The organism is Amycolatopsis vancoresmycina (genome assembly GCF_000716785.1).
Classification (GTDB): Bacteria; Actinomycetota; Actinomycetes; order Mycobacteriales; family Pseudonocardiaceae; genus Amycolatopsis; species Amycolatopsis vancoresmycina.
In genome coordinates, this window is record NZ_JNYY01000014.1 from 95,202 (window position 1) to 115,656 (window position 20,455).

The window sequence follows — 20,455 nt, forward strand, 5'->3', positions numbered from 1 at the left end:
AACGGGACCACTCAGTCGCGGTCCTTCCACTCGTCTTCGAGCATCGCGTAGATGAGCTCGTCGGTCCATTCGCCCTTGACGATCTCGTTCTCCTTCAGGTGCGCTTCCTTGCGCATGCCCAGGCGTTCCATCAGCGCGGCCGACGCGGTGTTCCGGCCGTCGCAGCGGCCGATGATGCGGTGCAGCCCCAGGTCTTCGAAGCCCAGCCGCAGCAGCTCCGTGGCCGCCTCCGCGGCCAGGCCCTTGCCGTGGTGGTCGGGGTGGAAGACGAACCCGATCTCGCCCTGCCGGTGTTCGCTGCTGAGCCACTCGAGGTTCAGGTCGCCGATCAGCTGGCCGGTCGCGGCCAGCTCGACCGCCACCGCCAGCAGCTGCCCTTCCTTCGTCAACGTCGAGCTGTGCACCCGTTTGGCGAGCGCCGCGGCGGATTCGGCGCGGCTGCGCGGCCCCCAGTACAGGTAGCGGGCGACGTCGGCGCGGGACTGGAAGGAGTTCAACGCGTCGAGGTCCTCGGGCGTGAACGGGCGCAGGAGCAGGCGTTCCGTGGTGATCGGGTAGTCGGGCCTGAGCATGCGTCCAGGCTAGCGAGCTTCAGCCGTCCGGGGGACAGAACGGCGGAACGCTGATCGCCGGACGGTCGTCCTGCGACGCCGGGTGGCATGACCTGCACAGATGAGCAATGTAAGGAACCCCCGGGGCGGCTCTCAAGCGCCGTCAAACGCCTGAGCCCGAGCCGGACTGGTGCTCGGGAACCCCGGGGGCACGGTGACTGCCTGGTATTCGCTATCAGGCACCACGTGAAGCAGGCGATGAGCCGAAGGTGGCTCAGTTGTATCGCTGCTCAAAGTCCTCCACGTGCCATCCGCTAGCGGACAGCCACCTCACGAGTCCTGTTGGAATACAACTTAGGACCACCTCCTTTCTCGTGTACCGCCACGCTAGGTGAAGTTCACGGTGGCGTGCAACGTCATTTTTGCGACAGCACAGCGGTGATCTCGGTCCGCAGGACGGCTTTCCGCCGCTCGTCGAGGAAGGACGCGTCGACGGCGTTCGCCGCGAGGCGGGCCAGCTCGGCCGCGGTGAGCCCGAGCGTTTCGGCCACGGCGACGTACTCGCCGGTGAGCGTGGCGCCGAACATCGGCGGGTCGTCGGTGTTCAGCGTCACGACGACGCCGTGGTCGAGCATCCGCCGCACCGGGTGCGCGGCGATGCCGGCGACCTGGCCGGTCCGCACGTTCGACGTCGGGCACACTTCGAGCGGGATCCGTTGGGCGGCAAGGTGTTCGAGCAGGGCGGGGTCGGCCGTGCAGCTGGTGCCGTGCCCGATCCGCTCGGCGCCGAGGTCGTGCAGGGCGGACCAGATCGTGGCCGGTCCGGTCGTCTCGCCGGCGTGCGGGACGCTGTGCAGCCCGGCTTCGCGCGCCCGCGTGAAGTACGGCTCGAACTGTGCGCGCCCGACGCCGAGCTCCGGGCCGCCGAGCCCGAACGACACCAGGCCGCCGGGGCGTTCGCGCAGCGCGAACACGAGCGTCTCCTGTCCGGCCCGGACCCCCTTTTCGCCGGGGATGTCGAAGCACCAGGCCAGTTCCACGCCCAGTTCGGCGGCGCGGGCGCGGCCGCTTTCGAGCCCGGACAGCAGGTCGTCGCCGGGCACGCCGTCGAGCAGGTGGTTGTACGGCGTCACGGTGACTTCGGCGTAGCGGCAGTTCTGGGCGGCGAGGTCCGCCGCCAGGCCGGTCACGAGGGTGTGGATGTCGTGGCGGTCGCGGACCAGCGAGGTGACCGCGAGGTACACGGTGAGGAAGTGGGCGAAGTCGCGGAAGGTGAAGAACGCCGCGAGCTCGCGCTCGTCGGTGGGGACGCCGGCGGAGGGCCGGCGGCGGGCCAGTTCGAGGACGGTCGGCAGGCTCGCCGAGCCGACCAGGTGGACGTGCAGTTCGACCTTGGGCAGGGCGTGCGCGAACGCGCGCAGCGCCTGCCCGGTGAGGATTCCGGGCATGACCGAGCTCCCTGGGAGGTGCGGAAGAGGTGACGGGAAGGAGCGCGGGCGGCTCAGGGAGCGAGGTCGCCGCGTTCGGTGTCGGCCCCGTAGAGCGGGAGCTTGAACGTCGTCACGTGACTCAGCTTACTGCGCCGGGTACGGGCCGGTCTGGTCCTTCGGGCAGAACCACGTCGGCCGCCGCTGGACGTCGTGGCCCTGCTGGCGGACCAGGAGCTTGCCGCCGCAGCGGTAGCAGCCCTGGCGCGTCCGCTCGTAGACCCAGTTCTTGCGGTTGCGGTCGAGGTGACCGGTGGTGCTCTGGTCGAACCGCCCGGAGCGGGCGTTGGCCAGCAGCAGCTTGCGGGCGAGCAGGACCGTCCGCGTGGCGTCCACTTCGGACACCGGCGTCCACGGCGTGACGCCGAGCAGGAAAGCGATTTCACACTTGTACAGGTTTCCGACGCCCGCCATCACGCGCTGGTCGAGCAGCGCGATGCCGAGCTCGCGGGCGGGATCGGCGGTCAGGTTCGCGCTCGCCTGCTTCAGGTGGTCGTCGGTCCACTGTGGATCCAGCAGGTCCGGGCCGAGGTGGGCGATGAGGTCGTGTTCCTTGCTCGTGGCCACGAGTTTGAGGTCGTGGACGCGGAAGCCGATCACCTGGACGTCGGCCGCGGTCAGGATCACGCGGGCGTGGTGGCCGGGCCGCCGCCACTTCGCGCCGGCCGGGTAGACGTCCCACATGCCGTCCATCAGCAGGTGCGAATGCAGGGTCAGGTCGCCGGAGAACCGGGTGAACAGGTGCTTGCCGACCGTTCCGACGCCGAGCACCTCGCGCCCGGCGAGGTCCACAGTGGCCAGCTGGGGCACGCGGAACTCCCCGCGCAGCAACGTCTTCCCGGTCATCGCCTTCGCGAAGCGGTGGGCGACCAGGAACACGGTGTCACCTTCGGGCACAGCTCACCCCGCGGATTCGGACACCTCGGCCGGTGCCTCGGGGGTCTCCGGCGCCGGGCCTTCCGGCCAGTCCGGGCCCTCGGGCTCCTCACCGGCGATGCGGTGGCGGCCCGCCCGGTTCGACCGCAGGATCTTGGCCAGCACCATGTTGAACGTCAGCGCGATCTCCTGCGCGCCCGGCGAGTGCCATTCGTGGATTGGGCTGCACGCGCCCTGCGCCTGCTGCACCGCCAGCCGGTCGGTGATCGCCGTCGGCATCACCAGCGAGCCGAAGTTTTCGCGCAGCTCGGCGATCCGGAACTGGTGCTCGTAGGAGCGCACGCGCAGCTTGTTCACCAGGACGCCGATCGGGCGCAGCCGCGGGTTGAGCTCCTTGCGGATCTTCTCGATCGCCTCCAGGGCGCGGTGCGCGCCGGCGACGGCGTACATCGTCGGCTCGGTGACGATGAGCGCGCTGTCCGCGGCGACCAGCGCCGACTTCGTCAGACGGCCCAGCGACGGCGGGCAGTCGAGGATCACCAGCTCGTACGGTGTTTCGTGCAGCGGCTCGCGGTGCAGCTCGTCCAGCGCGCGGGAGAAGTTCGCCAGGCGCTCGCTGTCGGCCTCCGGGTCGTTGAGCAGCTCCAGCTCTTCCGAGCCGACGAGCACGTCGACGTCCTCGCTCCAGACGCTCGGTGCGATGGCGCGCTGCAGCATCTCCCGGGTGGGGGTTTCGAGCACGTCCGCGAGGGTGGCGTCGGTGAACGGCGGGTCGAGCGAGGTGGTGGCGTTGCCCTGCGGGTCGAGGTCCACCACCAGGGTCCGGGTGCCCCTACGCAGGGCGGCGGACGCGACACCGAGAGCGACCGTCGTCTTGCCGACGCCTCCCTTGAGGCTGAGTACGGCGACCGTGTGCACGTTCTCCAGCCTACGGGTGCGGGCTCCGGGCGCCGCCGGGCAAGGGGCGTTCACTCGAAGGGAGGAGCCCGGGGGACGGCGCGGGGCGGGCACTACCCTGTGCGACATGAAGACGGAGACCGTGGCCGCCCGGGGTTCGGGCGCCGTCCGCCGGGTGCTCGAGGCCGAGATCGAGGCCGCCCGCGCTCGGGGCGCCGAGCACCCCCGCGTCGTCGACGTGGGTGGCGGCAGCGGCGGCTGGGCGGTGCCGTTCGCGGCGGCGGGCTGCCGGGTGACGGTCGTCGAGCCGAGCCCGAACGCGCTGGCCACGCTGCAGCGCCGCGCCGAGGAGGAGGGCGTCTCCGAGCTGATCACGGTGGTCGCGGACGACTCCGACGCGCTGGGCAGGCACGTCGAGGCGGGCTCGGCGGACCTGGTGCTGGCGCACGGGCTGCTGGAGATCGTCGACGACCCGGCCGCGGTGCTCGCGGCGCTGGCGACGGCGGTCGCGCCGGGTGGCGCGGTGTCGGTGCTGGTGGCGAACCGCCACGCGGCGGTGCTGCACCGCGCGCTGGCGGGCCGGGTCGGCGAGGCCCGGCGGCTGCTCGAGAGCGCGGACGGGATCGCCCCGGGCGACACGGTGCTGCGCCGGTTCTCCGCCGACGGCCTGCGCGCCGGCCTGGAGGCCGCCGGCCTCGAGGTCACACTGCTGCAAGGCGACCGGGTGATCTCGGACCTGGTGCCCGGCGACGTCCGTGACGACGAGCTGGCCGCCTTCGAGCAGGCGGCGGCGGGGTCGCCGGCGCTGCGGGACATCGCGGGGCGGCTGCACGCGGTCGCCCGCCTCGGCTGAGGGTTTTCCGGCCGGTTTCCGCCGTCGAGCTCCCGGTGATCGGAAACTGTCGGTGGTGGCCGGTAGCGTCCCCGGCGTGGGGCGAAATGCTGAGTTGCCGGGCGGAATGGGCCGGTTCCGGGTCCGGCCGGGCGAGCCGGTGCCGGACGACACCGGGTGCGGGCTGCTGCACGTCGACATGGACGCGTTCTTCGTGTCGGTGGAGCTGCGGACGCGGCCCGAGCTGGCGGACAAGCCGGTGGTCGTGTCCGGCGGCGGCCCGCGGGCCGTGGTGGCCGCCGCGAACTACCCGGCGCGCAAGTTCGGCGTGCGCTCGGCCATGCCGTTCTCGACGGCGAAGCGGCTGTGCCCGCAGCTGATCAACATCCCGCCGACCTCGGGGCTGTACGGCTCGGTGTCCCGCGGGGTGATGGGCATCTTCCGCGAGCTGACGCCGCTGGTGGAGCCGCTGAGCCTGGACGAGGCGTTCCTGGACGTCAGCGGGGCGTTGCGGCGCCTGGGCGCGACGCCGGCTTCGCTGGGCGCGCAGCTGCGCGCGCGGGTCGAGGCCGAGCACGGGATCACCTGCTCGGTCGGGGTGGCGAAGGTCAAGTTCGTCGCGAAGCTGGCGTCGGGGATGGCGAAGCCGGACGGCATGGTGGTGGTGCCGGCGGCGGAGACCCTGGCGTTCCTGCACCCGCTGCCGGTGTCGGCGCTGTGGGGCGTCGGCGAGCGGACGGAGGAGCGCCTGCGTCGCCTGGGCCTGGACACGATCGCCGACGTCGCGGCCTTCCCGCCGGAGCGGTTGAAGAAGTCGCTGGGCACGGCGATCGGCGAGCACCTGTACCGGCTGGCGCACGGGGTGGACGAGCGCTCGGTGGTGGTCGACGCCCCGGAGAAGTCGATCGGCGCGGAGCACACGTTCGACGTCGACCGCCACGACCGGGCTTCCCTCGGCCTGGAGCTGCTGCGGCTGGCTTCGCGGGTGGGGGCGACGCTGCGGGCCCGGGGCGTGCGCGGCCGGACGGTCTCGATCAAGGTGCGGTTCGCGGACTTCCGGACGATCACGAGGGCCCGCACGCTGGTCTCGGCCACGGACGTGGCGCGGGAGATTCACGCGGTGGCGGTGTCGCTGCTGGAGGAGCACGCGCCGGCGGGGGCGGTCCGGCTGATCGGGGTCCGGGTGGAGGGGCTGGAAACGGGCGAGGCGGGGGAGCAGCTGGTGTTCGAGTCGCCGGCGCCGCGCTGGCGTGACGCGGAGGTGGCGGCCGACGTGGCTCGGTCGAAGTTCGGCTCGGCCGCGGTCCGGCCGGCGTCGTTGCTGGCGCCTCGGGACCAGGAGGGCGATGGGCGCTCGGTCCCGCCTCGGGCGGGCTGATCACGAGCGGTGAGCCGCGGCACGGTCGGCGTTCCCCCACAACGTGGAACACGCGGTAAAACGGTCACGATCGGCGACGGTGACCGTCCGCAACACCCCGCCGGCCGGATTTAGCCCAATTCGATCCCTTCTGGATGCGGGATCGGGTAGTCGTGCGGGCGCGGGCCTCGTATCCTGGACAGTGCCACCCCGCCTGGGGTTGGCTGTTGGGTCCAGGACGTTGCGCGGCCCGGCGCCCGCGACAGCTGTGCCGGAGGAGGAAAGATGCCACTCTCCGAGCATGAGCAGCGGCTGCTCGATCAAATCGAGCGCGAGCTCTATGCCGAGGACCCCAAGTTCGCATCCACGGTGCGTGGCACCCGGTTGCGTCGCCCCGCTCGCCGACGGCGTATTCAGGGCATCGCCCTGTTCGTAGTGGGCGTGGCCCTGCTGGTGCTGGGCGTGGTGGTGCCGCAGTTCCGGGTGGCCGACATCCCGCTGATCAGCGTGCTCGGGTTCCTCGTGATGTTCTTCGGAGTCATGATGGCCGTCACATCGATTCGGCACGGCGCCGACGGAGACGGCAAGGGCGGTGGACCGGGCGCCCGCGGCGGCAAGCAGTCAGGCCGCCGGAGTTCCTTCACCCAGAGGATGGAGGAGCGCTTCCGCCAGCGCTTCGAGGAGCAGTAGCGCCGCAAGACCAGAGATCCGCGTCCCGCCGTTCGGAGGGACGCGGATCTTCTTGTGTGCTCAGCCACCCACGAGGCCGCGGCCAGCTGGGGTGACAGTGGGTGACCCCCACAAGGGTGAGGGCAGCGCAGGGCGGGCATCACACGTGATTGGACGGGCATCTCGCGTGATTGGACGGGCATCTCGCGTGACTGGCGGGGCATCACGGTGATGCCCCGCTGATCACGTGTGATGCCTCCCCAGTCACGTGTGATGCCTCTCGGATCACGCGAGATGCCCCTTGGATCACGGGTGATGCCTCGCTGATCACGTGTGATGTCCGCGCGGAGTTCGTCAGTCGCGGTTGCGGAAGACCGAGCGCGGGAAGAGGCGTCCCTTCCACGAAAGCGGTGCGTTCCGGCGCAGGCTCCGCCGCAGTCCCTCGAAGGCCGGCTGGAGTTCCGGCTGTGGCGTTTCGTCCTCGCCGTACCAGGACCTCTCCAGCACGCCGATCACCGTCCGGAGCCCTTCGCGGCCTTCGTCGTCCAAGTGGTGCTTCGCCGCCAGCTTCTGGCCCGCCACCCGTACCGTGTCGCTGCTGGGGATCGGCAGACCACGGTCGGCGCACTCCGCGCGCAGCTCCGCCCACGCCGCGTCGGCCGCTCCCGGTTGCTGCTGGACTATGCGCTGCAGCCGCCGTCGGCGGACCGCCTCGCGCATCATCGCCGGGCCTGCCACCAGCAGGGACACCAGCACCACCAGCACACCCAGCCACCAGGCGACCGTCGCCGCCAGCAGGCCCAGTGCGGTGATCCACAACCCGGCCGCCAGCAGCGGGAGCCAGCCGAGCAGGGCCTGCGCCCGGGACGGGGCCGCTGTCGGCGCCGGGGCCCGGACCAGCAGCGCGCCCTCGCTCCGGTCGCCGGGTGACGGCCCGGCCTCGTCCGGGAGCGGAACCGGCGGCGCCGCCTGCCGTCTGCGGTCGAACAACCGGCGCAGCAGGGCCGCGACGACCAGCGCGCCCGCGCCCAGCAACGCGAGCACCACCGCGAAGTCGAACAGCCAGCCGTCGCTGCCCGAAGCGTCCTTCGCCGCTTGGGCCGGCAGGTTCGGCTCGGTGTCGCGCGGGACTCCGGTCGGTGCCGCGCTCGACTGGACCGTGCTCGGCGCCACCTGGGTGTCGTCCGGCTGGGTGCCGTCCTGCGGCCCGGCCTGCAGGTACGACGGGGTGATGCCGCGGCCGTCGGACAGCGGCGTCGGGTCGAACGTCACCCAGCCCTTGTCGCCGAAGTACGCCTCGACCCACGCGTGCGCGTCCTGGGTGCTGATCGACAGGTAGTCGTTGACCTGCACGCCCGGCGTGAAGCCGATCGCCACCCGCGACGGGATGCCCGCCACCCGCAGCATCACCGCCATCGCCGACGCGAACTGCTCGCAGAACCCGCGCTTGTTGTTGAGGATGAAGTCGGCGAGGGCGTCGGCGTCGTTGGCCGGCCCGGTGTTCGTGTCGTAGACGAACCCGTTCTGCGCCGTGAAGTACCGCCAGATCGCCGAAGCGCGGTCGAAGTCGTTGGACGCGCCGGTGATCAGCTGCTCGGTCTTCGCGCGGACGCGGTTGTCGACCTGCTCGATTTCGGTGTAGCGCGGCGGCAGGTCGTCGACCCGCGAGGTGACGCGCAGTTCGGCCGCCGTCGGTTCCTTCAGCGACGCGTATTCCGTGTACGACGGCGGAGCTTCGCTGCGCGTCGTGAACACCGTGCCGCTGATCTGGTCGTAGAGGTAGCCGTTGGCCGCGCCGTCGATCACCCGCGGCGCGCCGTAGACTGGCAGCCAGTTGTCGCGCCAGCTCGTCGGCTCGACGTCGATCTTGCGCGCGGCGCCGGTGCCGTCGTCGCCCGGCGCGGCCGGCAGCCGCGGCCCGACCGGGCTGCCCTGCTGCGAACGGCCTTCGTCGTGCAGGCCCCAGCCCTTGTTGGGGTAGTAGGTGTCCAGGGTCATCGCGCGCATCAGGCGCCGGTCGGTGCCGAGGCCGCGGACCTTGAACAGCTCGCGGTTGGCGCCCTGGTCGAGCATGCCGCGCAGCTCGGTGAACGGCTGGATGCCGAAGCCGCCGGAGCCCGCGCCGGGGCCGTTCCCGCTGCCGCCGAACGGCATCCGCCCGACGGTGCCGACCCAGGTGATCGCCCCGCCCAGCAGGCCGAGGACGATCGCCGCGCAGACGACGGCGACCGGCGCCGACAGCACGCCGGGCTTGCCGCTGCGCCCGGGCGCCTCGCGGGTCCGCCAGCGCCGGTGCCGGTGGTTGCCGTCGACGGCCAGCAGCCCGGCGAAGGCGGCGCCGCCGAACAGGAACGTCCACCACGGCAGCATTTCCTCGCTCAGCGCGGCCGGCACGGCGTAGACGCAGAGCAGCACGAGCCCGGTCGCGGCGGGCGCCGCGACGGCGACGGTCAGCGTGTCGACCAGGATCGCGACGAGCCCGATCAGGATGGTGACGAGGCACAGGATCGGCTGGCTGCCCTCGACGGGCGGCAGCCCGACCCGGATCTGCTCGGCGGCGGCCGAGAGCGTGGTCCCGATCTCGGAGAACGCCTCGGGGCCGGGGATGACCTGCAGGATGCCGTGGGTGGTGAACGCCCCGGTGATGAGGAAGAGCAGGACGACGAGCTGCCCGAGGCCGACGAGGACGGTCGGCACCTGCAGCGACCGCAGCGCGAGCCCGGCGGCCCCGATGAGCAGGACGGCGACGAAGAGGTACCCGAACCAGGCGAGCCCGGAGACGACGCTGGTGACGGAGGTGGCGGCGCAGAGGGTGGCCACCCCGGCGGCAACGGGAGCCAGGACGCTGCTGCGCCAGGCGGAAAGCGGCCGCCCCGGCCGGGAAGCGGGCCGGTCGGTGGGACGCGGGGGTGCGGTAGTGCTCATCGCGGGCCCCCGATCAGCGTTCCCCGGCGGGCGCCGCTGCGGCACAACTCCGCCCACACCTGCGGCATCGGCGAGCCCGGGCCCGCGATCACCACGCCCCAGCCCGCCGCGCGCAGGAGCGCCGCCGAATCCTCCGTGGCCGCCGCTCGCTGCTCGGGGGCCGTCACGCCCGCCGACCACGTCGGGGTGTCCAGCAGGACCGCCAGGCTCCGGATGCCGCGCGGGCGGAACTGGGTCAGCTCGTGCACCGCCTCCGTGCTCACCGTGCCCAGTACCGCGATCAGCTCCTGGCCCTCCGCCGGGTCGCCGGCCAGCGTGATGTCGCGCTGGTGGGCCGGCTGCAGGGCCGCCAGTGCGTCGAGCACCACGTGGTCGTAGTGGTCGCCGCCGTCGCCCGGGGTGTCGGCCAGCGTGGCGCCGTGCTCGCTCACCAGCCGGACCCGGTGGCCTGACCGGCGCAAATGCAATGCCGCCGACGCCGCGAACGACACCGCCCACTCCAAGCTCGCCGCCGGGCCGGCACCGTGGTGGGCCGCCGCCCGGTGGTCGAGCAGGACCGTCGTGCCGCCGCGCCACGGGCGCTCCTCGACGCGGACCATGATCTCGTCGCGGCGGGCCGTCGAGCGCCAGTGCACCTTCCGGAGGTCGTCGCCCTGGCGGTACTGGCGGACGATCACGTCGGCCTCGCCCTGCCCGGCGTGCAGGCGGACCGTGCCGTCGTCGCCGACGCCGATGCCCGCGCCGCTCGGCAGGCCCCACAGCGCAACCACCCGCGGGACCACCACCAGCCGCGAATGGCCGATCAGCTCGCGCTCGAACTCGCACAGCCCGAACGGGTCGGTGATGGTCGCGCGCAGCGGCCCCACCTGCTGGATCCCGCGCAGCACCGGCTGCAGGGGATACCGCAGCGCCACCCGGCGGTCGTGCGGGAGCCGTTCGACGACGAACCGCGGGCGCGAACCCAGCGCGTACGGCACGCCGTCTTCGAGGAGGATCTCGCCGGCCGGCAGCCGTCCGCTGCGCCACAGCTCCAGCTGCACCTCGCCGTTCCCGCCGACCGCCACCCGCTCGGGGCGCAGCGCGCGGGTGGCGCCGATGCGCAGCCGGGTCGCCGAGATGAACACGGCGACGAGCAGCGGCAGCGCCACGACGAACACCGCCACCCGCAGCAGGTCGCGCTCGTTGAGCACGAACGAGCACACCGCGGCGGCGATTCCCGCGGCCAGGAGGCAGCGGCCGCGGGTGGTCAGGCCGGACAGGGCACGCAGCATGCGGTTCTCTTCCCCTTCGGCTCTACGGCCGGGAACCCTGCGGCACCGGCACCCGGTGCAGCACCGCGCGCACGACGTCGGTCGCCGACCGCCGCGCCGCGTGGGCCTCGGTGGTCAGGACCAGGCGGTGCGCCAGCACCGGGACCGCGACCGTGTGCAGGTCGTCCGGCACGACGTAGTCCCGGCCCGACAGCGCGGCCTGCGCCCGCGCCGCGCGGACCAGGTGCAGCGTCGCCCGCGGGGACGCGCCGAGCCGGATCTCCGGGACCTGCCGCGTGGCCGCGACGACGTCGACGGCGTACCGGCGGACCTCCGGCGCGATGTGCACGCCGCGGACCGTCTCGATCAGGCGGTGCACGGTCTGGCCGTCGGACACCGGCTGCAGTTCCTCGAGCGGGTTGTGGCCGGCGTGCTCGTCGACCATGGCCAGCTCGGCCTGCTGGTCGGGGTAGCCGATGGAGACGCGCGCGGTGAACCGGTCGCGCTGCGCCTCGGGGAGGGCGTAGGTGCCTTCCATCTCGATCGGGTTCTGCGTGGCGATGACCATGAACGGCTGGTCGAGGCGGTAGGTCGAGGTGTCGACGGTGACCTGGTGCTCTTCCATGCACTCCAGCAGCGCCGACTGCGTCTTCGGCGAGGCGCGGTTGATCTCGTCGCCCACCACGATGTTCGCGAACACCGGGCCGGGGCGGAAGTCGAACTCGCCGGACTGGCGGTTGTAGATGGAAACGCCGGTGACGTCGCTCGGCAGCAGGTCGGGGGTGAACTGGATGCGGCTGACCGTGCAGTCGATCGACCGGGCGAGGGCCTTGGCCAGCGACGTCTTCCCGACGCCGGGCACGTCTTCGACCAGGAGGTGGCCTTCGGCGAGCAGCGTGACCAGGGCGATCCGGATGACGTCGGGCTTGCCGACCAGCACGCGCTCGACGTTGGCGGCGATCCGCCGCGCGGTCTCGTGCAGTTCGTCCAGCGGCACTCTGCCGGGGTGGCCGTGGGCCCGGCCGTTGCCCGAGGGCTCCGCCGGATAAGGCGGCCGCCCGGATGCCTGCTCGCCCGATCCGGGCGCGGCAGACTGGATTCTCGACGTCACTCGACCTCCTGGTGGCGCATGGCCGCGCGCACTGTGCGCACCGCCGGGCCCGAACGGCCCCTCGCTGGTGTCCGCGCGCAGCGACCAGCCTGCCACCCAGTGTGTCAAACCCGGGCGAACCGGGGGGTGGAACCCCGCGATGACACTGCGCAAGCAGCGACGATACCCCGAACGGGTGCCCTTTCACCCGATTCTGGGTGCTCCCGCTGACACCCTGCTCTGTCGTATGCTGCGGTTCGAGGTCGCCCGGCTACGGAGAGGCGTAACCGCTTATGAGCGAGGTGCGAACGAAGCCGCCCTTCGACGTGCGCGGCTTCGCGGTCGCGCCCGAACTGGCCACCGACGCCTACGCGAAACTCGGCGCCCTGCAGGACGTCGTGGGCGAGATGGTCCGCGAAGCCAAGGTGCTCGGCCGGAGCGTGCCGCTGGGCGGCGGGTACGCGGGCGAGATCGGCCGGTTCATGGCCGAGTACGGCATCGGCGGCCAGGGCTCGGCGGTCCAGCAGCTCACGGCGTTCGGCAAGGAGCTGGAGACGCTCAAGCACCGGATCGGCGAGGCGCTGGCGAAGTACCAGCACGCGGACGAGCAAGCGGCCGAAGGCGTGGACTGCACCGGTGGCTGACCGGGTGCGCGGGCGGCTCCGGTGGGGCGCGCCGGTCCTTCTCCTCTTGCTCGGCGGCTGCGGGCAGCAACCCGCCGCCGCCGGGCACCCGTCCGCGTCCGCATCCGCCACGGCCCAGCCCCCGCCGGTCGCCTGGACCGGCCTCGCCGCGCTCGACCCCTGCACGCTGCTCACCCCGCAGGACCGGTCGACCGCCGGGATCGGCGTCCTCGGCAAGCCCAAGGACATCGCCGGCGCCCGCGCGTGCGACTGGACCGTGCCCGGCACCTTCGGCGTCACCGTGACCCTCAGCGACACCGACGGCCTGGCCGACCTGGCGGTCGCGAAGAAGACGGCCACGAAGACGAAGGTCGGCGCCCACCCGGCGCTGCAGGTGGCGGACAAGAAGGCCGCCGACGGCACCTGCGCCGTGCTCCTCGGGGTCGGTGACGGCGCCAGCGTGCAGATCGACGTCAGCAACACCGGCTTCTCGGACACCCCGCTCGCGTGCCGGCGCGCGGGCACGGTGGCCGGGCTGGTCGAACCCAAGCTGCCCTGACCAGGAGGTGCGCCGTGCCCGAACCCCCCGTTCCCACCGCGCGGTACGAGGCCTACAGCCACGAGGCGATGGCCGCGGAGGTCGAGCACGGCAACGATCCGGTCGCCGCCGGCGAGGCGGGCGCGCGCTGGGACGGGCTCGCGAAACGGCTGCAGGAGTCCACCGCCGACGTCGCCGCGCTGGTCGCGTCCTCGGAGGAACACTGGCAGGGCGAGGCGGGGGACGAGGCGCGCGCGGCTCTCGGCCGGGCCGCGCGGTGGCTGTCGCACTCGGCCGCCGTCTCGGCGTCGGTGGGCCAGGCGGTCGGCGCGCAGGCGGAGGTGGCCGCGCGGGCCCGCGCCGACATGCCGCCCCCGGTGACCTACGACCCGGCGTCGATGATCCGCGACGCCGCGTCCAGCGGGAACGTGCTCGTGCTGGCCGGGCTGGCGGGGGAGATGGCGGCCCGCCGCGCCGAAGCGGAAGCCGCGCGGCAGAAGGCGATCGACGTCCTGCGGACGCGCGACACGGCGCTGCGCGGCCACGCGCCCGCCGAGTCGTTCCCCAACCCGCCGTCGCTGGGGCGGGCTTGATCCGGCTTTCGGCGTCGGCGTTCGACATCCTCTGGACCGACCTCGGCCACGCCCGCCCGCCGGAACCGCTGACCGTCCGCAGCGTCGGCGGCACCGACGCCGAGCGCGCCGAGGTCCGGAAGGCTGTGTACGACAACCTGGCTTCGCGGGGCCTCTACGGCGGGTCCCGGCTGGAGCCGGCGCTGGCCACGCGCCTGGAGCTGCTGGCGGCGGCGGACGTGTTCGTCGCGTGCGAGGCGCTGGCCGACATGACGGCGCCGGCGCCGTTCCGCGCGGTGACGGCGGTCCGCGGCCGCCGCGGGGTGCTGGCGACCCAGCCGGAGCAGACGATCGGCCTGGACTCGATCCGCGAAGGCGAGCTCTGCACGGCGATCGTGGACGTCCTGCCGGAGCTGTCGGCCGGTCCGGGCTACGGCATCAGCCTCCCGGCGTCGACGCTGTCGGGTGACGCCGGTTCGGGGACGGCGGCGGCCCAGCTCGAGGAGGTCCGCGCGATCCAGGCCCGGCCGGTGTACGCGGCGGGGCAGTTCAGCGTCAGCCGCCGGTCGGCGTCGGGGCGGGTGGCGCGGGTCGGCGGGCTGACGTGGTTCGACACGGACGTCGGCGCCTACTGCGCGACGAAGACCCCGGGCCGCGGCGACCAGGAGTGGGTGACGGTCACCCCGGTCGACAGCACCCGCCTCGCGGCCCGCGTCGCCGCCCTCCTGACCCCCGAGACCTAACCCGCGCCGCCGCAACGTCGCGAATGACTCATTCGGGACGTCGGAGGTCCCGAATGAGTCATTCGCGACGTCCGGACAGGACTACCGGAGGGCGCGGGCGATTCGCCGCCGCGCGGTAAGCCAGCACGAGCTCGCCGGCCACGGCTCGGGGCTCGGTACGCAGCCGGCTGGGCACTGTCTGCACCACCGCGACCCCCGCGGCGGCGTACCGGTTGTTGCGTTCGAGGGTGGCGGCGTAGCCGGGTTGGCCGAAGTGGAACTCGTAGGAGTCGATCTCCCAGGCCAAGGCCACCGCATCACACCAGGCGTCCGGGGTGGCGATGTACCGGCCACGCTCGTCGCAGATCTCGAAGTTCCACACCGGCTCCGGCAAGCCGGTGCGACGCCAGACGGCCATGGCCGCGGCTTCGGCGGGCGATCGGGCTCCTTTTCCGATCTCCCGGAGCACTTCGCGTGGCAGAGCGCTGCCTCTGTCGCTACCTTGCTCCAGCTCCGCCGACAGTTCGGCCGGGCCGGCCTTCAACTGCTGCACCGCCTCCGCGAGCAAAGCTCTGATCGGCGCGCGTTCGGTCAGCCGCCGGCACTCGTCCAGCACCGCTCGGACCACGGGGGCCAAGGGCAGTTCGTCGAGGGTGACCGGCGCGGGCAGCCGGGTGGTCCGCTCGACGAGAACGTAGCCGCTGCTGGTTGTCTTGAGGTGGGCCGGCAGCAGGAGGTGGATCGGTTCGCCCGGCCGGGCTTCGCGCTTCAGACCCTGCCGACGGCATGACTCGAGGCCGGTCACGACCGCCTCGCTGCCGCCGTACAGCAAGGCCCCTTCGAGCAGTTGCCGCCGGGTCGGCGTGCCCGTGCGGAGCAGGACGACGCCGGGAAGGAGCCGTTGCCACGGTTGGCCGGGACGGCATCGCCGGTAGCTGGTGCGTGACGGGACGCCCAGGTCTTCCAGCTGCGCCACCGTGATCACGCCGCGCCGGCTGGCGCCGAAGAGCTCCTCGGCGTCTCGGGCCCACGATCTTCTGGTCACGGATCGATCGTCCGGCAATCGACCGGGCAGACATACCGGTCGTCGTAATCTGTGGACTACTCCCGGCTACCGGCACAGCCCTGTGGACAACTCGGCCGGCCAAGGTCGCGAATGACTCATTCGGGGCGTCGGATGTCCCGAATGAGTCATTCGCGGCATCCGCGCCACTGGCTGGTGTCCCCACCTGGCCCTACCGGTGTCCCCACTGCCACCCACCCGAGACCCCACTGGGCCCCACCCGAGGTCCCACCGGGTCCCACCGGGCGCCCCACCGGGCCCCACTTGCGTCCCCACCGGGCCCCACCGGGGCGGGGGTGGGTTCTTTCGCGGCCGTTATGCGGACGCTTGGGGTACAGCTGAGGTTGCTCCGGCCCCCGGTGCGGGGGATCTTGGCCACCGCGCCCCACCACGCCCCCCACCGGCACCCACCCTGCTGACCTGCGCAAACGGAACACTCGACGGAGTGGTCCGCGGGTTTGTCGCGTTGACTGTGGTGAAAAGTGGGGTACGGTGGTGCCCAGTGGGGCGGAAGGGAAGCCCCGTGGCCGTCCGGGGTGGTTCGCCACCGTGGACGGTAGGGAGGTGGAGGCCGTGTTCCTCGGCACCCACACCCCGAAGCTGGACGACAAGGGGCGGCTCGCGCTGCCCGCGAAGTTCCGTGACGCCTTGGCGGGTGGGCTGATGGTCACCAAGGGGCAGGATCACTGCCTCTTCGTCTTCCCTCGCGCCGAATTCGAGCAGATGGCGCGCAAGGTCGCCGAGGCCCCGTTCACGAACGAGGCGGTTCGGGCCTACCAGCGCTACCTGTTTGCCGGCACGGACGAGCAACGTCCGGACGGCCAGGGGCGCATCACCATCGCGCCCGAGCTCCGCCGCTACGCGGGGCTCAGCAAGGAGTGCGTGGTGATCGGGGCGATCACCAGGCTGGAGATCTGGGACGCCCAAGCGTGGCAGGCGTACCTGGAGGAACACGAAGACAGCTACGCGAAGGCTCGAGAGGAAGTACTGCCGGGCGTCTTCTAGGCGTGCGGTCGCGGTGCACCTTCGTCGTCGGGGGACGAAGAGGTTCGCCGTCCGCGCGAGGAGGGGAAGCCCACCCGGATGCCGTGAGGCCTCTGTCCGCTCAACAGCCCTGGTGCACCTTCCCCGGTACCAGGTCCGCAGCGGGCGGACAGGGACCTGACGGCATCCGCCATATTTCCCCCGGGCCGCCCAGGCGGAGAAAGGGGGAGGGAACGATGACGGCACCCGAGCACGTCCCGGTGCTGCTCGACCGGATAGTCGAGCTGTTCACTCCCGTGTTCGCCGGCCGCGACGGCGTCCTCGTGGACGCGACGGTCGGCCTCGGCGGGCACTCCGATGCCCTCCTCGAAGCGTTCCCGCGGCTGCGCCTCGTCGCGCTGGACCGCGACCCGGCCGCGCTCGAGAAGTCCGGGGAACGGCTGGCCCGGCACGGCGACCGCGTCGACCTCGTGCACACCGTTTACGACGGGCTCCCGGAGGCCCTCGAAGGGCTGCGGATCGCCAAGGCCGACGGCATCCTGTTCGACCTCGGCGTCTCGTCGATGCAGCTGGACCGCGCCGAACGCGGGTTCGCCTACGCCAAGGACTCGCCGCTCGACATGCGGATGGACCCGACCACCGGGTTCACCGCCGCCGACGTCCTCAACACCTACGCGCCGGGCGAGCTCGTCCGCATCCTGCGGGACTACGGCGAGGAACGCTTCGCGCAGCGGATCGTCAAGGCGATCGTGGCCGCGCGGGAGAAGGAGCCCTTCGCGAACAGCGGGCGGCTGGTCGAGCTGCTCTACGACGCCGTCCCGGCCGCCACCCGCCGCACCGGCGGGCACCCGGCCAAGCGGACGTTCCAGGCGCTGCGGATCGAGGTCAACGGCGAGCTGGAGGTGCTGCGCCGCGCCATGCCCGCCGCGCTGGGTGCGCTCAAGTTGGGCGGCCGGATCGTCGTCGAGTCCTACCAGTCCCTGGAGGACCGGCTGGTCAAGCAGGCGCTGGCCGAACTCGCGAAGTCCCGCACCCCGGAAGGCCTCCCGGTGGAACTGCCGGGCCACGGACCGGAGCTGAAGCTCCTGACGCGCGGCGCCGAGAAGGCCGGCGAAGAGGAGATCGAACGAAACCCGCGGGCCGCCTCGGTGCGGCTGCGGGCCGCAGAGAGGATCGGAGAGCCGCGATGACCGCTCCCGCGAAGTCCCGCCGCCGGGCCGCGCCGGCGACGCGGGGCCGCAGCGACGCCGCCCGCACCTCGACGACCGTCGAGCCGGACCCGAAGGCGCCCGAACCCGGCCGCCGGGCGTCCCGTGGCCGCACCTCCGCGGCCGAGCGCGCCTACGCGCGCCGCGCCCAGCGCGCCGACCTGCTGAAGGACCGCGAGCCGCGTCCGCAGCAGCCGAAGCCCGAAGCCGCCGAGCCGAAGCCGAAGCTCAAGCTCCGGTTGCTGCTGCCCAAGTCGCGGGCGTCGTTCGTGCTGATGATGATGGCGCTGCTGGCCGCCGGGGTGGCGACCACGCTGTGGCTGACCACGCAGGCGATCGCCGACTCCTACCGGCTCGAGCAGCTGCGCACGGCCAACGCGAACCTGGCCGAGCAGAAGGAACAGCTGCAGCGCGACGTCGCGAAGGCCGAGTCGCCCGCTTCGCTGGCCCCCGCGGCCCAGCAGCTGGGCATGGTGCCCGGCGGCGACCCGGCGCGCATCGTCGTCGGCCCGGACGGCCGGACGTCGCTCGTCGGCGAGCCCAAGAAGGCCCAGGCGGACACGCCGGTGGTGCCGGCCGCGCCGCCCGCCGCGCCCGCCGCCGGCACGCAGTCCCAGCAGGGCGCGCCGATCGAGGGCGACCAGCCCGCCGTGCCCGCCGAAGAGCCGCCCGCGCAGCCGGGGGGCGGCCAGTGATGGCCTCGGGTCGCAGCCAGGTCCGGGCGCGCGCCGCCGGCAGCGCCCGCCGGACGTACGCCGCCGGGACGCGCAGCGCCGCCGCGCGCCGCGGCAACGGCGGGCACCGCAGCCGGTTCTCCGCCGTGCGGCTGCTGCTGGTCGCCGTGCTGCTCGTGGCCGGCGTGAAACTGGTGCAGGTGCAGTGGTTCGACGCCGCGGCGCTGTCGGCCGCGGCCGAGCGGCAGCGCGCCCAGACCATCGACATCCCCGCCCAGCGCGGGTCCATTGTGGACCGCAACGGCGCCAAGCTGGCGTTCAGCGTCGAGGTGCGGACGCTTTCGGTGAACCTCAAGGCCCTGCACAAGAGCATGGACGACTTCGCCGCGAAGAACCCCGGTACGGCCAAGACGTTCGACTCCGAAACCGCCGGCGCCGCCAAGTACATCGCGGGCAAGCTGCCGAACGTGATCACCGAGCAGCAGCTGCTCGACCTGTTCCACAAGCAGGCGTCCTTCACCTACCTGGTGAACAACGTCGAGCCGTCGATCGCCGCCGACATCGTCAAGCACTACGCGTGGATCGGCGTCGAGAAGCGCGCGCTGCGCGAGTACCCCGGCGGCAACCTCGCGGCGAACATCGTCGGCGCGGCGAACTGGCGCTCGGACGACCCGGACGTCTCCAAGCACAACCTGCACGGCCTCGTCGGGCTGGAGCTCATCCGCGACAACGACCTCGCCGGCACCCCGGGCCGGATGCTGGTCAACACGAAGAACGGCAGCGACAACGTCGTCATCCCGGGCACCGAGCGCGACATCCAGGCCGCCGTCCCGGGTTCGGACCTCGAGCTCACGATCGACTCCGACCTGCAGTACGAGGTGCAGCGCCAGCTATCGGACTACGTGCGGAACTCCCACGCCAAGGGCGGCCAGGCCGTCGTGCTGGACGCCAAGACCGGCGAGGTCTACGCGCTGGCCAACGACACCACGTTCGACCCCAACGACCAGAGCACCTGGACCACCGAGGACCTCAGCAACCCGGCCGTCACCACGCCGTTCGAACCCGGGTCGGTCAACAAGCTGGTGACCGCCACCGGGGCGATCGAATACGGCGTCGCGACGCCGGAGTCGACCGTCGAGGTGCCCGGCGCCCTGCAGGTGGCCGACAAGACGGTGCACGACGCCTGGACGCACGGCACGCAGACGTTCACCACCACCGGCATCTTCGCCAAGTCGTCCAACATCGGCACCCTGCTGCTGGCGCGAAAGATCGGCGAGGAACGGTACGCGAACCTGCTGAAGCTGTTCGGCCTCGGCCAGCGCACCGGCGTCGGCCTGCCCGGTGAGAGCGCGGGTTCCGTGCCCGCGCGCAGCCAGTGGTCGGCGACCACCTTCGGCAACCTGCCGATCGGGCAGGGCCTCTCGATGACCATCCTGCAGATGGCCGGGATGTACCAGGCGATCGCCAACGACGGCCTGCGCGTCGAACCCCGGATCGTCAAGGCCAAGGTCAACCCGGACGGCACGACCGTGCCCGAGCCGGCCCCGAAGGCGGTCCAGGTGGTCGGCCCGCAGACCGCCAAGACGGTGCGCGACATGATGCGCGCGGTCGCCCAGAACGGGAAGGGCCTGCAGAAGGGCACCGCCCCGACGGCGGCGGTCGAGGGCTACCAGATCTCCGGGAAGACCGGCACCGGCCAGCAGGTCGACCCGCGGACGAAGGCATACAGCGACCACCTGTACAACATCACCTTCGCGGGCATCCTGCCCGCCGACCACCCGCGGTTCGTGGTGGGCATCCGGCTGGACGCCCCCGACACGACGCTGCCGGTGGGGCACTCCGCGGCGCCGCTGTTCCACACGATCGCGTCGTACCTGACGCAGCGGTACCAGATCCCGTTGTCGGACGGGCCCTCGCCGGAGGTCCCGCTCATCATCGCCCCGTAACCCTCGCGCGGCCGGTCGTGAGTGGTAAGGCGAGTTCTAACTCGCCTTACCACTCACGACCGGCCGCGGCAGAGTGTCCACATGAGCTGGCTGCGGGGAAAGTGTTGCGGGGCAACAAGGAGCGGGTGGGGGCCTAGCACATGTGCCTCAGCCGCGCGCAATCGCCGTACCGCGTGCGGGGGGCCGGAACG

The 20,455-nt window shown here is 72.4% G+C and carries 19 protein-coding genes; 11 read left to right on the forward strand and 8 right to left on the reverse strand.

The genetic code is table 11. From position 1 onward, the window contains the following. Positions 1-11 precede the first annotated feature (11 nt). The 4 genes from OO60_RS29625 to OO60_RS29640 all read right to left on the reverse strand — a co-directional run bounded on the left by OO60_RS29625 (position 12) and on the right by OO60_RS29640 (position 3,832). Positions 12-572, reverse strand: coding sequence for a GNAT family N-acetyltransferase (locus tag OO60_RS29625; RefSeq protein WP_033262560.1), 561 nt, complete (start codon positions 570-572; stop codon positions 12-14). 395 nt (positions 573-967) lie between these two features. After that, positions 968-1,999 carry an adenosine deaminase gene (gene add / locus OO60_RS29630; protein WP_003075942.1) on the reverse strand — a complete coding sequence of 344 codons (1,032 nt, stop codon included), beginning with the start codon at positions 1,997-1,999 and terminating at the stop codon, positions 968-970. Positions 2,000-2,125: 126 nt separating this feature from the next. After that, the gene (locus tag OO60_RS29635) at positions 2,126-2,935 is read right to left on the reverse strand and encodes a DNA-formamidopyrimidine glycosylase family protein (protein WP_003075946.1); all 810 of its coding nucleotides are present in this window, start codon (positions 2,933-2,935) and stop codon (positions 2,126-2,128) included. Positions 2,936-2,938: 3 nt separating this feature from the next. Next, positions 2,939-3,832 (reverse strand): ParA family protein, encoded by an 894-nt coding sequence (locus OO60_RS29640; protein WP_003075950.1) that lies wholly within the window; start codon positions 3,830-3,832, stop codon positions 2,939-2,941. Positions 3,833-3,938: 106 nt separating this feature from the next. Here OO60_RS29640 and OO60_RS29645 point away from each other — a divergent pair, with 106 nt between their 5' ends. From OO60_RS29645 to OO60_RS29655, 3 genes are all read left to right on the forward strand, one after another. Continuing rightward, positions 3,939-4,664: a methyltransferase domain-containing protein gene (locus OO60_RS29645; protein ID WP_033262561.1), complete on the forward strand. Its 726-nt coding sequence runs from the start codon at positions 3,939-3,941 to the stop codon at positions 4,662-4,664. Positions 4,665-4,770: 106 nt separating this feature from the next. Continuing rightward, the gene (gene dinB / locus OO60_RS29650) at positions 4,771-6,021 is read left to right on the forward strand and encodes a DNA polymerase IV (protein ID WP_004562322.1); all 1,251 of its coding nucleotides are present in this window, start codon (positions 4,771-4,773) and stop codon (positions 6,019-6,021) included. Positions 6,022-6,285: 264 nt separating this feature from the next. Next, positions 6,286-6,690 carry a DUF3040 domain-containing protein gene (locus tag OO60_RS29655; protein WP_033262562.1) on the forward strand — a complete coding sequence of 135 codons (405 nt, stop codon included), beginning with the start codon at positions 6,286-6,288 and terminating at the stop codon, positions 6,688-6,690. A 333-nt stretch (positions 6,691-7,023) separates the two neighbouring features. Here the strand turns inward: OO60_RS29655 and OO60_RS29660 are convergent, their stop codons facing one another. The 3 genes from OO60_RS29660 to OO60_RS29670 are packed head-to-tail and all read right to left on the reverse strand — an operon-like array spanning position 7,024 to position 11,955. After that, on the reverse strand, positions 7,024-9,594 hold the full coding sequence (locus OO60_RS29660; protein WP_033262662.1) for a transglutaminase TgpA family protein: 2,571 nt from the start codon (positions 9,592-9,594) through the stop codon (positions 7,024-7,026). Then, the gene (locus tag OO60_RS29665; protein ID WP_004561071.1) at positions 9,591-10,865 is read right to left on the reverse strand and encodes a DUF58 domain-containing protein; all 1,275 of its coding nucleotides are present in this window, start codon (positions 10,863-10,865) and stop codon (positions 9,591-9,593) included. The genes OO60_RS29660 and OO60_RS29665 overlap by 4 nt, the downstream gene beginning before the upstream one ends. A gap of 22 nt (positions 10,866-10,887) precedes the next feature. Then, the gene (locus tag OO60_RS29670; RefSeq protein WP_205624269.1) at positions 10,888-11,955 is read right to left on the reverse strand and encodes an AAA family ATPase; all 1,068 of its coding nucleotides are present in this window, start codon (positions 11,953-11,955) and stop codon (positions 10,888-10,890) included. A gap of 272 nt (positions 11,956-12,227) precedes the next feature. Here OO60_RS29670 and OO60_RS29675 point away from each other — a divergent pair, with 272 nt between their 5' ends. From OO60_RS29675 to OO60_RS29690, 4 genes are read left to right on the forward strand one after another with little or no spacing between them, the layout of a single operon-like run. After that, complete coding sequence (locus tag OO60_RS29675) at positions 12,228-12,578, forward strand: hypothetical protein (RefSeq protein ID WP_004561069.1); 351 nt, start codon at positions 12,228-12,230, stop codon at positions 12,576-12,578. After that, positions 12,571-13,116, forward strand: a complete 546-nt coding sequence (locus OO60_RS29680; RefSeq protein WP_004561068.1) for a DUF3558 domain-containing protein — start codon at positions 12,571-12,573, stop codon at positions 13,114-13,116. The genes OO60_RS29675 and OO60_RS29680 overlap by 8 nt, the downstream gene beginning before the upstream one ends. Positions 13,117-13,130: 14 nt before the next feature. Continuing rightward, a complete protein-coding gene (locus tag OO60_RS29685) occupies positions 13,131-13,688 on the forward strand; it encodes a PPE domain-containing protein (protein ID WP_004561067.1) in 558 nt (185 codons plus the stop codon). Continuing rightward, positions 13,685-14,410 (forward strand): ESX secretion-associated protein EspG, encoded by a 726-nt coding sequence (locus tag OO60_RS29690; protein WP_004561066.1) that lies wholly within the window; start codon positions 13,685-13,687, stop codon positions 14,408-14,410. Before OO60_RS29685 ends, OO60_RS29690 begins: the two co-directional genes overlap by 4 nt. 58 nt (positions 14,411-14,468) lie before the next feature. Here OO60_RS29690 and OO60_RS29695 read toward each other — a convergent pair whose 3' ends face one another. Continuing rightward, positions 14,469-15,374 (reverse strand): hypothetical protein, encoded by a 906-nt coding sequence (locus tag OO60_RS29695; RefSeq protein WP_033262563.1) that lies wholly within the window; start codon positions 15,372-15,374, stop codon positions 14,469-14,471. A gap of 651 nt (positions 15,375-16,025) precedes the next feature. On the opposite strand from OO60_RS29695, the gene mraZ reads away from it, so the two are divergent. The 4 genes from mraZ to OO60_RS29715 all read left to right on the forward strand — a co-directional run bounded on the left by mraZ (position 16,026) and on the right by OO60_RS29715 (position 20,264). Further along, positions 16,026-16,457 (forward strand): division/cell wall cluster transcriptional repressor MraZ, encoded by a 432-nt coding sequence (gene mraZ, locus OO60_RS29700; RefSeq protein WP_004561064.1) that lies wholly within the window; start codon positions 16,026-16,028, stop codon positions 16,455-16,457. A 215-nt stretch (positions 16,458-16,672) separates the two neighbouring features. Beyond that, positions 16,673-17,626: a 16S rRNA (cytosine(1402)-N(4))-methyltransferase RsmH gene (rsmH, locus tag OO60_RS29705; protein WP_004561063.1), complete on the forward strand. Its 954-nt coding sequence runs from the start codon at positions 16,673-16,675 to the stop codon at positions 17,624-17,626. Further along, positions 17,623-18,339, forward strand: a complete 717-nt coding sequence (ftsL, locus tag OO60_RS29710) for a cell division protein FtsL (protein ID WP_033262564.1) — start codon at positions 17,623-17,625, stop codon at positions 18,337-18,339. Before rsmH ends, ftsL begins: the two co-directional genes overlap by 4 nt. Next, complete coding sequence (locus OO60_RS29715) at positions 18,339-20,264, forward strand: peptidoglycan D,D-transpeptidase FtsI family protein (RefSeq protein ID WP_033262565.1); 1,926 nt, start codon at positions 18,339-18,341, stop codon at positions 20,262-20,264. Before ftsL ends, OO60_RS29715 begins: the two co-directional genes overlap by 1 nt. The last annotated feature ends 191 nt before the right edge of the window (positions 20,265-20,455 follow it).